The following is a 13,246-nucleotide window of genomic DNA, read 5'->3' on the forward strand; positions in this document are numbered from 1 at the left end:
CATTCCCCTGCGGTACGTCATCGGCTGCTGGAAGTTCGACGGTCAGCGGCTCCGAGACGTCATTCGGGCGAAGGTGCGGCGCTCCCGCGTGAGCCGTAGGCCGGGCCGAAGACGACCAGGAGCGCCAGGTCCTCGGTCACGTCGGTGAACCGGTGCTCCTCGCCCGCCGGGACGAAGACGACCGAGCCGGGTCCCACCTCGGCCGTCGCGCCGGGCGTCACGATCGTCGCCCGCCCCGCCGTGACCACGTAGATCTCGTCCTCGGTGTGCGGGCTCTGGTCGTCGGTACCGCCGGCGGGGATGCAGTACGTCCCCACCGACAGGTCGGGCGTCCTCAGCTGCTCGGCCCAGTCGTTGGCCGCGCCGTCCGCGGCCGGCCGCCAGGCCCCCGCGCCCTCAACGATCCGCATCCCCGAACCCTAACCCGTCCCAACCGTTTTGCCCTGCCTGTTGCGTCGCGCCCGGATATCGGAGGATTCGGCCGTAGGGTGGGGCGGGTGAGCGACGAGAACCCCCGATCCCTGCGCGTGATGGTCGTGGACGACCACCCGATGTGGCGTGACTCCGTGGCCCGCGACCTGGCGGAGGCCGGGCACGAGGTGGTCGCCACGGCCGGGGACGGCCGGACCGCGCTGCGCGTCGCGGCCGCCGCCCGCCCGGAGGTCGCCGTGGTCGACCTCCAGCTGCCCGACATCAGCGGCGTCGAGGTGACGCGCGGGCTGGTCGCCGCCGATCCGCCCGTCCGGGTGCTGGTGCTGTCGGCGAGCGGTGAGCAGCAGGACGTCCTGGAGGCGGTGAAGGCGGGCGCGACCGGCTACCTGCTGAAGTCCGCCGCCCGCGAGGAGTTCCTCTCCGCCGTCCAGACGGCGGGGAACGGCGACGCGGTGTTCACCCCCGGCCTGGCGGGCCTGGTCCTCGGCGAGTACCGGCGCCTCGCCGCGACCCCGGCCCGTCCGGACGAGGACGACAGCACCCCGCGCCTCACCGAGCGCGAGACCGAGGTGCTGCGCCTGGTCGCCAAGGGCCTCACCTACAAGCAGATCGCCGCGCGGCTCGTCCTGTCCCACCGGACGGTCCAGAACCACGTGCAGAACACGCTCGGGAAGCTCCAACTGCACAACCGGGTCGAACTCGTCCGCTACGCGATCGAGAAGGGTCTCGACCGGGAGTCCTGAGCCCTCCCGGCATCCCTCCGGGCATCCCGCCCGACGAGCCTCCCCGGCACCGCGCCTGGTCACCGCCTTGTGCCCTCCTGTCCGAAGTGCCCGGTCAGTGGGCCCCGCGACGACCGGACACGCTATGGTCTAGACCAATCGAAAGCCCCGGCCGCGGCCCGTCCGCGCACTAGGCTGAGGCGTCGAGACCAGCGGAGAGTCCTGTCGGAAGGTGAGGGAATGCGCGTCGGAGTGCTGACCGGGGGCGGCGACTGCCCTGGCCTGAACGCCGTGATCCGCGCCGTGGTGCGCAAGGGCGTCAAGGAGTTCGGCTACGAGTTCGTCGGCTTCCGGGCCGGCTGGCGCGGCCCGCTCGAAGGCGACACCATGGCCCTCGACGTCGAGGCGGTCCGCGGCATCCTGCCCCGCGGAGGCACGATCCTCGGCTCCTCCCGGACCAACCCGATCAAGGTCGAGGGCGGGATCGAGCGGATCAAGGACAACCTCGCCGGGCTCGGCGTGGACGCGCTGATCGCGATCGGCGGCGAGGACACCCTCGGCGTCGCGAGCGCGCTGTACACCCACGGCGTCAACGTCGTCGGCGTCCCGAAGACGATCGACAACGACCTGAACGCCACCGACTACACCTTCGGCTTCGACACCGCGGTGAACATCGCGATGGAGGCCATCGACCGGCTGCACACCACCGCCGAGAGCCACCACCGCGCGCTGATCTGCGAGGTCATGGGACGGCACGCGGGCTGGATCGCGCTGCACGCGGGCATGGCCGCGGGCGCGAACGTGATCCTCATCCCGGAGAAGCCGTTCGACATCGACGAGGTCGTCGCCTGGGTCGAGTCCCGGTTCAAGACCCGGTACGCGCCGATCATCGTCGTCTCCGAGGGCGCCCACCCCAAGGAGGGCCAGATGGAGCTCCAGACGGGGGAGAAGGACGCCTTCGGGCACGTCCGGCTCGGCGGCATCGGCCAGTCCCTCGCGGACGAGATCGAGCGGCGCACCGGCAAGGAGGCCCGCGCCACCGTGCTCGGCCACATCCAGCGCGGCGGCACCCCGACGGCGTTCGACCGCGTCCTGGCGACCCGGTTCGGCCTCCAGGCCATCGACGCCGTCCGGGACGGCGACTTCGGCAAGATGGTCGCCCTCCAGGGCACCGACATCGTCCGGGTCGGCCTGGACGAGGCGACCGCGGAGCTGAAGACCGTCCCGCTGGAGCGGTACGCCGAGGCCGAGGTCTTCTTCGGCTGATCCGCCCGCCGGAGATCGCCCGCCGGAGATCGTCCGGCGGCCGGTCGAGATCGTCCCGGACGCCCCGGAGGCCTCGCGCCCCGGGGCGTCCGCGCGTCCGCGGGATGCCCGGGAAGAGAATGAACGGTCGCGGCGTTGGCGTTCGTGGGCCACACTAGAAGTTCCGCCCTTTCCCGAACGTCGTCCCAGGAGGAAGCCGCATGTCCACGCTCGAGGCGCCGACCGTCGCCGTCCGGGAGCAGTCGCCGGTCGACGGTGAACCGTGCGCGCTGCTGAAGCTGGGCGAGGTCGTCCTCAAGGGCAAGAACCGGGAGCTGTTCGAGAAGCGGCTCGCCGAGAACGTCCGCCAGGCCGTCCGCCCGATCGCGAAGGTGGACGTGATCCGCCGCCACGGCGTGTTCATCGTCCGCACCAAGGACGCCCACGTCGAGCTGGTGGACCGGCTGGTCCAGCGGATCTCCGACGTCATGGGCATCGTCTGGGTGCACCGCGCCTGGCGGGTCGGCAAGGACGTGGCGAGCGTCGAGCGCGCCGCGCTGGAGCTGATGGCCGGTCGCGAGGGCAGCTTCGCGGTGCGGTCCAAGCGCCGCGACAAGCGCTTCCCGCTGACCTCCACCGAGCTGGACCGCCAGGTCGGCGGCAAGATCAACGACGTCTACGGCAACCCGGTCAAGCTGAAGAACCCCGACATCACGGTCTCGATCGAGATCGACCGGGACGAGGCGTTCGTGTTCTCCGGCGGCGTCCCCGGCGCGGGCGGCCTGCCGGTCGGGATGTCCGGCCGCGCGCTGGTCCTGATGTCCGGCGGCATCGACTCGCCCGTCGCCGCCTACCGGATGATGCGGCGCGGCCTGCGGGTCGACTACCTGCACTTCTCCGGCATGCCGTTCACCGGCCCCGAGTCGATCTACAAGGCGTACGCGCTGGTCCGCGAGCTGGACAAGTACCAGGGCGGCTCCCGGCTGTTCGTCGTGCCGTTCGGCAAGGCCCAGCAGCAGATCAAGTCGTCCGGCGCGGACCGCCTCGCCGTGATCGCGCAGCGCCGCCTGATGCTGCGCACCGGCGAGATGCTCGCGCACAAGATGCGCGGCGCGGCCCTGATCACCGGTGACGCGCTGGGCCAGGTGTCCAGCCAGACCCTCGCCAACATCACCGCCCTGGACGACGCGGTCGAGCTGCCGATCCTGCGCCCGCTGGTCGGCATGGACAAGTCCGAGATCATGGACCAGGCCCGGAAGATCCGGACGCTGTCCATCTCGGAGCTGCCGGACGAGGACTGCTGCACCATGCTCGCCCCGCGCCGCGCGGAGACCCGCGCCAAGATCGACGACCTCCGCCAGATCGAGAAGCGCCTCGACGTCGAGGAGCTCGCCGAGCAGCTCGTCGAGAGCATCCAGGAGCACCGCCCGGTCTACGGCGACTCCTGACCTTCGCCCGAGACGACACGAAACGGCCCGTCCTTCACCTGAGGACGGGCCGTTTCGCGTCGTCTAGAGGGTGTCGAGGTCGGTCGGGCGGGGCGGCTCGGGCCCGTCGGGCCCCATGAGGGTGATCCGCTCGATCCGGACGATCCGGAACCGCCGTCCGGCGACCTCGATGCCGTTGCGGCGGGCGCCGTCCGCCAGCGCGTCGGCGGCGGCCGCGTAGGCCGCGCGCTCGTCCTCGGTGGGGTTCTCGACGGCGGGGACGATGTGCCGGAAGTACAGGGCGAGCGAGTCGCGGGCCGCGCGCGGGCTGTCGTGCAGCCGCCCGGTCGGGCGCCACGCCTCGTCCGACCGCTCGGCCACCGCGAACGCCGGGTTCAGCGGCAGCGGCGTGAGGAACGCCTCGGACGCGGGTTCGACCCCGGCGTGCGCCGCCGCGTCCAGCAGCTGGCAGAGCAGCTCGGACGCGGCCGTGTCGGGCGGCAGCCGCCCGTCGTCCAGCAGTTCGTAGGGGCGGGGGACGGCCGGACGCGACGACGGCCGCGGGTCGAGGTCGCTGGGCCGCGGCGGCTCCGGCCCGTCCGGCCCGGACCGGACGAGCTGCTCGATCCGGACGATCCGGAACGTCCGCCCGGCGGCCCGGACCTCGTCCCGCGCGCCGACCCGCAGCTCGCGGGCGGCGGCGAGCAGGTCCCGGGCGTCCGGGCCGCCGGAGAGCGCGGCACGGTCCCCGAGGTGGTCGGCGAGCAGCTCGCGCGCCCCCTCGGGGACCGGATCACACGGCGTCACCACCTGCCAGCCGCGCTCGACCCGTTCGGCGGCGGTGAACAGCGCGCCCACCACCCGCAGCTCGGGATAGGCGGTGATGGCACGGCAGGCGTCCGCCAGCATCACCGCGGCCACCGGATCGACGCGGTCGAGGTCCTCGGGGAACAACCGACCCCCGGCGTCCCCATCGCCCGTAGTCATGCCGGTCATCATCCTCGCGGACACCGGCCGTGGCGAGTGGTTCAGACCATTTCGTGCTTCGAGATGCCCCGAATAGTGGCCTCTGGGATACCGCGTCCGAAGTGTCGTCCCACGTCAGCGGCCCTTCGTCCCGCCTCCGCGCCCGAACGGGACGACCAGCACGATCAGGCTCGCCGCCAGGAAGGCGAGCCCGCACAGGGCGACCGGCCCGAGGTGCTCGCCGAGGACGGCGACCCCGAGCACCGACGCCACGGCGGGTTCGGCGAGCGTCAGCGTCGTCGCGGTCGTGGCCGGGACGGTCCGCAGCCCGCGGGCGAACACCAGGTAGGCCCCGCCCGTGGCGACCAGCCCCAGATAGAGCGCGACGGCGGGCCCGGTGCCCGTGACCAGCCGGCCGGGGGAGTCCAGCAGGAGCACGGGCAGTGACGCCAGCCCGGCCAGGCCGAACAGGCCCGCCACGACGCACCGGTCCCGCTCCCCGCGCATGATCAGGACGGACGACAGCGTCGCGTACGTCGCGTACCCCAGCCCGGAGAGCAGCGCGAGGCCGATGCCGACCGGCTCGACGCCCGCGCCGCGTCCGCCGAGGACCAGCGCGGCGCAGCCCACGACGGCCCCGGCGGTCGCCAGCAGCCAGCGGGCGTCCGGGCGGGTCCGCCGGGTGAGGACGCCGACCATGCCGGTGAACGCGGGCGAGCTGCCGATGGTGACGACGGTCGCGACGGCGACGCCCGTCCGCCCGGCGGCGACGAAGAACGCGGTCTGGTAGACGATCATCGCCGCCGCGCCCGCGCCCAGCATCGGCAGGGCGCGCGGCGCGCGGAGCAGGCGCCGCAGGTCGCCGCGCGCGGTGGCCAGGACGACCCCGGCGAGCATCAGCCCGCCGAGGACCATCCGCATCGCGGCGATCGACACGCTGGACGTCCCGTCCGGGGCGAAGGTGCGGACGGTTCCGGTGGTGCCCCAGAAGCAGGCGGCGAGCAGCACGTCGGCGGCCCCGCCCGCGCGGGGGCGGATCCGGACCTTCGACGTGGACGTGGACGAGGACGACGGCGTGGACGTGGACGACGGCGTGGACGAGCGCGTCGGAACAGGACGCAGGGACATGGAGTGAACGCTCCCGGTCTCGAAACGGAGGATGGCATCCGTGTCGGGACGCGGGAGAACGCGGGCCGGGCGCCGATCAGCGCCGAGCCCGGTCGTCGGATCTCGCGAAGAGGTGCCGCGCCCCGGTCAGGAGCGGGGCGGTCCGCAGTTGGGGGTCCAGTACTCCACGCCCGCAGGATAACGCGCCGATCGGGCGCGATCACTCCTCGGACGGGACGCCCCAGGCCGGGGGGACCGGGGCCGGACGGCGGGCGGTCAGGCGGGGACGGCGTCCTGCGCGACGGTCAGGGAGCGGCCGACCACGGGCGGCAGGTCGCGGACGACCCGGGCCAGCTCGCGCAGGTCGCCGTCCACGAGCGCCTGCGGCCCGTCGCAGAGGGCGGTCTCGGGGTGCGGGTGGACGTCGATGATCACGCCGTCCGCGCCGATCGCGATCGCCGCGCGGGTGAGCGGCAGGACCAGGTCGCGGCTGCCGCCGGAGTGGGACGGGTCGACGATCACCGGCAGGTGCCCGAGGCGCTGCGCGACCGGCACGGCCGAGATGTCCAGGGTGTTGCGGGTGGCCTTCTCGAACGTGCGGATGCCGCGCTCGCACAGCACGATGTCGAGGTTGCCGCGCTGCGCGACGTACTCGGCGGCCATCAGCCACTCCTCGATCGTCCCGTTCATGCCGCGCTTGAGCATGACGGGCTTGCCGGCCTCGCCGGCGGCCTGGAGCAGCGCGAAGTTCTGCGCGTTGCGGGTGCCGATCTGGAGCATGTCGGCGTAGGAGGCGACCAGGTCGACGTCGGCGGCGTCCACGACCTCGGTGACGACGGGCATGCCGGTCTCGGCGCGGACGTCGGCGAGGATGCGCAGCCCGGCCTCGCCGAGCCCCTGGAAGGCGTAGGGGGAGGTGCGGGGCTTGAACGCGCCGCCGCGCAGCAGCGTCGCGCCCGCCGCCTGCGCCATCCGCGCCGCGGCCAGGGTCTGCTCGGGGGTCTCGACCGCGCATGGCCCGGCGATCAGGGTCATGGTGCCGGGGCCGATCGGGACGCCGCCGACCCGGACGACCGACCGCTCCCGGTGGTTCTCCCGGCTGACCAGCTTGTACGGCGCCGAGATCCGGACGACGTCGCTCACCCCGCGCAGCGACCGCAGGTTGAGCGCGCCGAACTGCTGGATGTCCCCGACCAGTCCGATGATGGTGCGTTCGACGCCCCGGCTGACGAAGGCGTCGCCGCCCGCCGTCTCGACCAGTGAGACGACGGCATTGATATCCGCCTCGTTGGCTTCGGGGGCCATGACGATGACCATGCTCTTGCCTCTCGTACGTGTGCGGGAGCCGGAGGACCCCGCGTGGATCGATCCCGGAAAAACGACGAAGCCCCGGGCCTTGTGTCTAGGCCCGGGGCTTCGGTCGTTCGAGGTCTGTCAGCGCAACGTCTGGCAGACCAGCCGCCCGGGCTGGTCGAACCAAAAGAAATAGATGACGTTGCGCACGTGCCCACAGTAACCCATCAGCGCGGGTGCGCGAGGCGAGGCCCCCGAATATGGCTCAGCTCACGCCGGATGGCAGGATGGCCGCGTCATGTCGCCACCGCCACCCGAGTCAGCGTCCGACCGGACCCCCGAGCCGAGCCCCGGCGCGACCGCCGCCGGAGATCCCGGGCCCGACGCCCTGCCACAGGACGGGGAGAGGGCCGGGCGGACGGCGCTGCCCCCGGGGCAGTACGTCCCGCGCGGCTGGCCCGTCCTGCACTACGGGCCCGTCCCGAAGTTCCGTCCCAAAGAGTGGGATTTCCGTGTCTTCGGCGCGACCGCCACCGGCGGCCAGTACTGCTGGACGTGGGACGAGTTCGACGGGCTGCCCCGCGACTCCGTCGTCGCCGACTTCCACTGCGTCACCAAGTTCACCATCCCGGACAACCACTGGGAGGGGATCCCGGGGACGGCGATCATCGACCTGGCCCCGCCCGACCCCGAGGTCACGCACGTCATGGTGTGGGCCGAGTACGGCTACAGCGCCAACATCCGCATGAGCGACTTCCTCGCCGACGGGACGATGTTCGCCACGCACCGCGACGGCGAGCGCCTGCCCCTCGACCACGGCTTCCCGATCCGGCTGGTCGTCCCGCACCTGTACGCGTGGAAGAGCGTCAAGTGGGTGCGCGCCATCGAGTACATGGTCAAGGACCGCCGCGGCTTCTGGGAGGAGCGCGGCTACCACAACGTCGCCGACCCCTGGCGCGAGCAGCGCTACTCCTACCAGGAGGACGAGGGCGACGCCCCGCCCCTCTGAGCTGCGAGAACGGCGCGCCACCGGGGCTTCTGGACGCGCCGTCCGCGGGTTTTAGGTGGACTTGGCCGGACCTGGTCCGCGGTTGTGATCCGAACCGCCCACGCCCCGGACCCGGGACGGTTACGTTAGGTCGTCATGGACGCACCGTCCGTGCTCGACCTCGCCTGCACCGGCTTCACGACCGCCGTGGCGCTCGGGGCCGTCACCGTCTGCCGCCTCCGCCGCACCCGCCGGCGCGGCTTCGCCAACCCGGCGGACGAGGCGACGTTCTCCACCCTCCACACGATCTCGCGCGCGTCGCCCGCGCTGCGCGCGGGGCTGACCCCGGACTCGGCCCGCAAGGCCGCCCGGCACCTGCGCGCGCTGCTCGGCGCGGACGCGATCGCGCTGGTCGCCGCCCCCTCGGGGACGGTCGCGCCGTCCGGGGCGTCCGCCGCGTCCGGGCGTGTCGCGACGCTGCTCGGCGTCGGCGCGGACGACGACTCCGACGAAGGCGACCCGCTCGCCCACGCCGTCCTGCTGGCCTGGGACGGCCTCGGCGCCGACGACCACGCCGACGAGGCGACCCTGCACGCCCGCCCGGTGCTGTCCACCGGACGTCCGCGCGTGGTCGCCACGGACCCCCTGACCACCTGCGGCGACCCGTCCTGCCCGATCCGTGTCGCGGTCGTCGCGCCGCTCGCGATCGACCGGCACGTGGTGGGGGCGCTGGTCGCGTACGGCCCGCAGCCGTCCGCCACGCGCGTGCGCGCGGTGGGCGAGGTCGCGCGGTGGGTGGCGGGACAACTCGAACTCGCCGAACTCGACTCGTCCCGCGCGCGCTTGGCCGAAGCGGAGATGCGGGCCCTGCGCGCGCAGATCTCCCCGCACTTCGTCTACAACTCGCTGACCACGATCGCCTCGTTCGTCCGGACGGACCCCGTACGCGCGCGCGAGCTGCTGCTCGACTTCGCCGACTTCGCGCGCTACTCGTTCCGCAACCCGCGCGACTTCACGACGCTCGCGGACGAGCTCCGCTCCATCGACCGCTACCTGCTGCTCGAACGCGCCCGGTTCGGCGACCGGCTCCAGTTCAGCGTCGAGGTCGCGCCGGAGGTGCTGTCGGTGTCGGTGCCGTTCCTGTCGCTCCAGCCGCTCGTCGAGAACGCCATCAGGCACGGCATGCAGGGCCGTACCGCCGACGAGTTCCGGATCCGGATCGTCGCGCGCGACAACGGCGTCGAGGCGGCGATCAGCGTCGAGGACGACGGCGTCGGCATCGATCCCGAACGCCTCGGCGAGATCCTCTCGCCCAGCCCCGGCGCACGCGACCGCGCCACCCGCACCAATGGCGGCGGGGGCGGGGGCGGCGCGTCAGGACGGGGCGGCGGCGCGGGCATCGGCCTCGCCAACGTGGACGAACGCATGCGCCAGGTCTACGGCGACGAGTACGGGCTGACCGTGGAGACCGCTCTCGGCGCGGGCACGAAGGTGAACCTGCGGGTTCCGAAGTACCGTCCGGCCGCGTTCCCCGCGTGACCCATCCGAAGTCACCTGGTGAAACCGATTGCGGACGGACGGTGAACACGGGCAAGGTCGTCTCATGCTGCGCGTCCTGGCCGTCGACGACGAGGTGCCCGCCCTGGAGGAGCTCTCCTACCTGCTGCGGGAGGACCCGAGAGTGGAATGGGTCGGGGGCGCGGGCGACGCCGCGTCCGCCCTGCGCGACCTGTCCCGGATGCTGACCGCGGGAGAACGGCTCGACGCCGTCTTCCTCGACATCCGCATGCCCGGACTGGACGGGCTGGACTTCACCCGCCTGCTCGCCGGGTTCGCCGCGCCGCCCGCCGTGGTGTTCGTGACCGCGCACGACGACTGCGCCGTCGCCGCCTACGAGCTCGGCGCCCTCGACTACCTGCTCAAACCCGTGCGCCGCGAACGGCTCGCCGAGGCCGTCCGGCGCGTGGTCGAGTCCGTGGACCACGCTGCCCGCGCCGCCCGCGCGGACGACCCCGGCGGCGGGCCCGCCGCGACCGGCGCGCCCCCGGCCGCGGACGACGACGAGATGATCCCGGTCGAGCTCGGCGGGCGCACCCGCCTGGTGTCCCGCCGCTCGGTCACGCACGTCGAGGCCCAGGGCGACTACGTGCGGCTGCACACCGCCGAGGGCAGCTACCTCGTCCGGATGCCGCTCGCCTCCCTCGCCCGCCGCTGGGAGGACTCCGGCTTCATCCGCATCCACCGCAGCACGCTCGTCGCGTCCCAGCACATCACCGAACTGCGCTTCGACGCCGGACGCGTCGCCGTCCAGATCGGCGACGAGCTGCTGCCCGTGAGCCGCCGCCACACCCGCGCCGTCCGCGACCTGCTCGTCCGCAGCTTCCGCAACGGCGACCACCCGGACCCCGCCTTCCACCGCACCGACCCCACCCGCACCGACGCCCTGCGAACCGACAGCCTGCGCCCCGACAGCCTTCGCACTGACAGCCTGCGCCCCGACACCGCACGACCCGAGCGCTTGGACGCGGCGCGCCCCGACGCGGCACGGCGGGACGCCGATGACTGAGCCGCGGCCGTCCGTTCCCGAGCCGCGGCCCGGCGAGACCCCGGCGCTCGACCCGCACGGCGGGACGCCGCCGCGCCGCGTCGTGGTCGCCAACCCGCGCACCCGCGTCGCCCGCTCCGTCCCGCCGCCGGACGCCGGCGAGCCCTACGCCGGCGAGCCCTACGCCGGCCCGTACACCGGAACCGGCTGGAACTACGCCACCGACCTGGACGAGCAGACCGAACTCGGCGCGGTGTTCGCGCGGACGCTCATCCGCGCCCAGCTCCGCACCGCGCTCGGCACCGGCGGGCTGGTCCTCGGCGTCGTCGCGCTGCTGCCGCTGCTCGCGTTCGTCCCCGGCGGGGCGCACGCCGGGCCCATCGGCCTGCCCCTCCCGTGGCTGGTGCTCGCCGCCGGGATCCAGCCGCTGTGGGTCTACGCCGCGCGCCGCCAGGCCCGCCTCGCCGAGACCGCCGAACACGACTTCGCCCGCCTGGTCGGCCGCCCGTGACCGGGGTGGCGGTCGCCGCCGCGCTGTCGGTGCTGGCGCTCGCCGCCGCGACCGTCGGGCTCGGGTCGTTCGGACGCCGGGCCGCCGTCACCGCCACCGACCTGATGGTCGCCTCGCGCGGCGTGACCTCGCTGTGGAACGCGTCGGCGATCAGCAGCGAGTACATCTCGGCGGCGGCGTTCCTCGGCACCGCCGGGCTCGTCCTCGCCTACGGGACCGACACGCTCTGGCTGCCCGTGGCCGCGACCGGCGGGTTCGTGCTGCTCGTCGCGTTCGTCACCGCGCCGCTGCGCCGCTCGGGCGCCTACACGATCTCCGACTTCGCCGAATGGCGGCTCGGCTCCGTCACGGTGCGGCGCATCTCGTCCGGCTGCGTCTGCTTCATCGGCTGGTTCTACCTGCTGCCGCAGTTCCAGGGCGCGGGCGTGACGCTGCGCGTGCTGACCGGCGCGCCGGTCTGGGCGGGCTGGGCCCTGGTCGTCGCGGTCGTGCTCACGCTGACCCTGTCCGGCGGGATGCGCAGCATCACCGACGTCCAGGCCGTCCAGTTCTGGGTGAAGCTGGTCGCCATCGCCGTCCCCGCGGCGGCGCTGCTCGTGCTGTGGCGCCTGGACGGCGCGGACACGCCGAGCGGCCCCCCGGTGTTCGGCGGCGCCACGACGATCCGCGTGCAGACCGAGTCGGCCGTCCGGGTCACCGCGCCGACCGCCGTCACCGTCCGGGGCACCCTGGACGGCGAGCGCCACGACGGCGAGCGGGTGGTGCTGTCCGCCCGGGACCACCGCGTCGGCGCCGGGGCCGAGCTGGTGTTCCCGCGCGGCGCGGCCGTCCCGCACGCCGCCCGGCTGCCCGCCCACAGCGGCGGGGCGTGGGCGATGCCGTCCGAGCGCGGCCGCGACCACGCCCTCTACACCACCTACTCGGCGCTGCTCGCGGTGCTGCTCGGCACGATGGGCCTGCCGCACATCCTGATGCGCTTCTACACCAACACGTGCGGGCGCGCCGCGCGCCGGACGGCCGCGATGGTGCCCGGCCTGCTGTCGCTGTTCTACGTGTTCCCGGCCCTGTACGGGACGCTCGGCCGCCTCTACACGCCCGAGCTGCTCATGACCGGCGACACCGACGCCACGATCCTCACCCTGCCCCGCAGGCTCGCGCCCGGCCTCCCCGGATCGCTGCTGGTCGGGCTGGTCGCGGCGGGCGCGTTCGCCGCGTTCATCTCCACCACCTGCGGCGTCGTCGTCGCGCTCGCGGGCACCGTCTCGCAGTGCGTCCTGCGCGGCGGGACGGGCAGCTTCCGCGTGGGCGCGGTGTTCGCCCTCGCCGTCCCGCTGTGCGTGGCGTGGACGGCCGGGACGCAGAACGCGGCGGGCCTGGTCACGCTCGCGCTCACGGTGTCCGCCTGCTCGCTGTGCCCGCTGCTCCTGCTCGGCCTGTGGTGGCGCGGCCTGACCCCGCTCGGCGCGGGCGCCGGCCTCGTCTTCGGCGGCGGGCTCGCCGTCGCGACCGGCGGCGCGGGCCTGTTCCTCGGCCCCCGGCCCGGCTGGACGGCCGCGCTCCTCGCCCAGCCCGCCCTCGTCCTCGCCCCGGCGACGCTCGCGGTGATGGTCGGCGTCTCGCTGGCGTTCCCGCGTTCCGTCCCGGCCCGCGCCGACCGCGCGCTCGCCCGCATGCACCTCCCCGAGGAGGCCGTCCTCCACTGAGGACGCGAGCACTGGGGGCGCGGGCACTGGGGGCGCGGGCACGGAGGGCGCGGGCACGGAGGGCGCGAGCGCCTACCGTTCGTCGTGCGGATTCGACCGTTTGTCGTACGACTACGCTACGTATAACTCCGACTACGCACCGTTTACCGAATCCCGGGTTTCGCTGCACCCTCCTGGTGACAGGACACCTCTAGTGTTCTCAGTGTCACCGGGGGCGGCAGCGCTCCCAGAGGACCAACAGGCAACCTTGGAGATCCGGCGGCCGCCAGTCGACCGCCGGATCGTGCCAGAGGATCCCGTACCGGGG

Annotated in this window: 11 protein-coding genes and 1 pseudogene; 8 read left to right on the forward strand and 4 right to left on the reverse strand. The window is 73.7% G+C overall.

Features of this window, described 5'->3' with window-relative positions; genetic code table 11:
• Nucleotides 1–59: 59 nt before the first annotated feature.
• Entirely contained in the window at nucleotides 60–410 is a 351-nt protein-coding gene (locus EBO15_RS26275; protein WP_122197123.1) for a cupin domain-containing protein, read from the reverse strand.
• A 120-nt stretch (nucleotides 411–530) separates the two neighbouring features.
• On the opposite strand from EBO15_RS26275, the gene EBO15_RS26280 reads away from it, so the two are divergent.
• The 3 genes from EBO15_RS26280 to thiI all read left to right on the forward strand — a co-directional run bounded on the left by EBO15_RS26280 (nucleotide 531) and on the right by thiI (nucleotide 3,847).
• The gene (locus EBO15_RS26280; RefSeq protein ID WP_122197153.1) at nucleotides 531–1,175 is read left to right on the forward strand and encodes a response regulator; all 645 of its coding nucleotides are present in this window, start codon (nucleotides 531–533) and stop codon (nucleotides 1,173–1,175) included.
• A 219-nt stretch (nucleotides 1,176–1,394) separates the two neighbouring features.
• The gene (locus EBO15_RS26285) at nucleotides 1,395–2,420 is read left to right on the forward strand and encodes a 6-phosphofructokinase (protein ID WP_122197124.1); all 1,026 of its coding nucleotides are present in this window, start codon (nucleotides 1,395–1,397) and stop codon (nucleotides 2,418–2,420) included.
• A gap of 200 nt (nucleotides 2,421–2,620) precedes the next feature.
• Nucleotides 2,621–3,847, forward strand: coding sequence for a tRNA uracil 4-sulfurtransferase ThiI (gene thiI, locus EBO15_RS26290; protein ID WP_122197125.1), 1,227 nt, complete (start codon nucleotides 2,621–2,623; stop codon nucleotides 3,845–3,847).
• Nucleotides 3,848–3,910: 63 nt separating this feature from the next.
• On the opposite strand, the gene EBO15_RS26295 is transcribed toward thiI, so the two are convergent.
• The 3 genes from EBO15_RS26295 to aroF form a co-directional block, all read right to left on the reverse strand.
• Nucleotides 3,911–4,813, reverse strand: coding sequence for a DUF5954 family protein (locus EBO15_RS26295; protein ID WP_147481656.1), 903 nt, complete (start codon nucleotides 4,811–4,813; stop codon nucleotides 3,911–3,913).
• 114 nt (nucleotides 4,814–4,927) lie between these two features.
• Nucleotides 4,928–5,920, reverse strand: a complete 993-nt coding sequence (locus EBO15_RS26300) for a DMT family transporter (RefSeq protein WP_122197127.1) — start codon at nucleotides 5,918–5,920, stop codon at nucleotides 4,928–4,930.
• A 255-nt stretch (nucleotides 5,921–6,175) separates the two neighbouring features.
• Nucleotides 6,176–7,216 (reverse strand): 3-deoxy-7-phosphoheptulonate synthase, encoded by a 1,041-nt coding sequence (gene aroF, locus EBO15_RS26305; protein ID WP_122197128.1) that lies wholly within the window; start codon nucleotides 7,214–7,216, stop codon nucleotides 6,176–6,178.
• 274 nt (nucleotides 7,217–7,490) lie between these two features.
• Between aroF and EBO15_RS26310 the strand changes: the two genes are divergently transcribed.
• From EBO15_RS26310 to EBO15_RS26330, 5 genes and pseudogenes are all read left to right on the forward strand, one after another.
• Nucleotides 7,491–8,201 carry a sulfite oxidase-like oxidoreductase gene (locus tag EBO15_RS26310; RefSeq protein ID WP_122197129.1) on the forward strand — a complete coding sequence of 237 codons (711 nt, stop codon included), beginning with the start codon at nucleotides 7,491–7,493 and terminating at the stop codon, nucleotides 8,199–8,201.
• Nucleotides 8,202–8,336: 135 nt separating this feature from the next.
• Nucleotides 8,337–9,719 (forward strand): histidine kinase, encoded by a 1,383-nt coding sequence (locus EBO15_RS26315; protein ID WP_122197130.1) that lies wholly within the window; start codon nucleotides 8,337–8,339, stop codon nucleotides 9,717–9,719.
• Nucleotides 9,720–9,783: 64 nt separating this feature from the next.
• Nucleotides 9,784–10,566, forward strand: a pseudogene (locus tag EBO15_RS26320) (LytR/AlgR family response regulator transcription factor); the annotation flags it as partial.
• Between the two features lie 172 nt (nucleotides 10,567–10,738).
• Nucleotides 10,739–11,236, forward strand: coding sequence for a hypothetical protein (locus EBO15_RS26325; protein WP_122197132.1), 498 nt, complete (start codon nucleotides 10,739–10,741; stop codon nucleotides 11,234–11,236).
• Nucleotides 11,233–12,939, forward strand: a complete 1,707-nt coding sequence (locus EBO15_RS26330; RefSeq protein ID WP_233616442.1) for a sodium/solute symporter — start codon at nucleotides 11,233–11,235, stop codon at nucleotides 12,937–12,939. The genes EBO15_RS26325 and EBO15_RS26330 overlap by 4 nt, the downstream gene beginning before the upstream one ends.
• Nucleotides 12,940–13,246 lie beyond the last annotated feature (307 nt).

It is taken from the genome of Actinomadura harenae, assembly GCF_003696215.1.
Lineage (GTDB): Bacteria > Actinomycetota > Actinomycetes > Streptosporangiales > Streptosporangiaceae > Spirillospora > Spirillospora harenae.

What these genes read in the sequence shown, in the direction of transcription:
- EBO15_RS26300 (WP_122197127.1), bottom strand. Translation starts at nt 5,920, where the DNA reads ATGTCCCTGCGTCCTGTTCCGACGCGCTCGTCCACGCCGTCGTCCACG.
- EBO15_RS26285 (WP_122197124.1), top strand. Translation starts at nt 1,395, where the DNA reads ATGCGCGTCGGAGTGCTGACCGGGGGCGGCGACTGCCCTGGCCTGAAC.
- aroF (WP_122197128.1), bottom strand. Translation starts at nt 7,216, where the DNA reads ATGGTCATCGTCATGGCCCCCGAAGCCAACGAGGCGGATATCAATGCC.
- EBO15_RS26295 (WP_147481656.1), bottom strand. Translation starts at nt 4,813, where the DNA reads ATGACTACGGGCGATGGGGACGCCGGGGGTCGGTTGTTCCCCGAGGAC.
- EBO15_RS26325 (WP_122197132.1), top strand. Translation starts at nt 10,739, where the DNA reads ATGACTGAGCCGCGGCCGTCCGTTCCCGAGCCGCGGCCCGGCGAGACC.
- EBO15_RS26310 (WP_122197129.1), top strand. Translation starts at nt 7,491, where the DNA reads ATGTCGCCACCGCCACCCGAGTCAGCGTCCGACCGGACCCCCGAGCCG.
- thiI (WP_122197125.1), top strand. Translation starts at nt 2,621, where the DNA reads ATGTCCACGCTCGAGGCGCCGACCGTCGCCGTCCGGGAGCAGTCGCCG.
- EBO15_RS26315 (WP_122197130.1), top strand. Translation starts at nt 8,337, where the DNA reads ATGGACGCACCGTCCGTGCTCGACCTCGCCTGCACCGGCTTCACGACC.
- EBO15_RS26280 (WP_122197153.1), top strand. Translation starts at nt 531, where the DNA reads ATGGTCGTGGACGACCACCCGATGTGGCGTGACTCCGTGGCCCGCGAC.
- EBO15_RS26275 (WP_122197123.1), bottom strand. Translation starts at nt 410, where the DNA reads ATGCGGATCGTTGAGGGCGCGGGGGCCTGGCGGCCGGCCGCGGACGGC.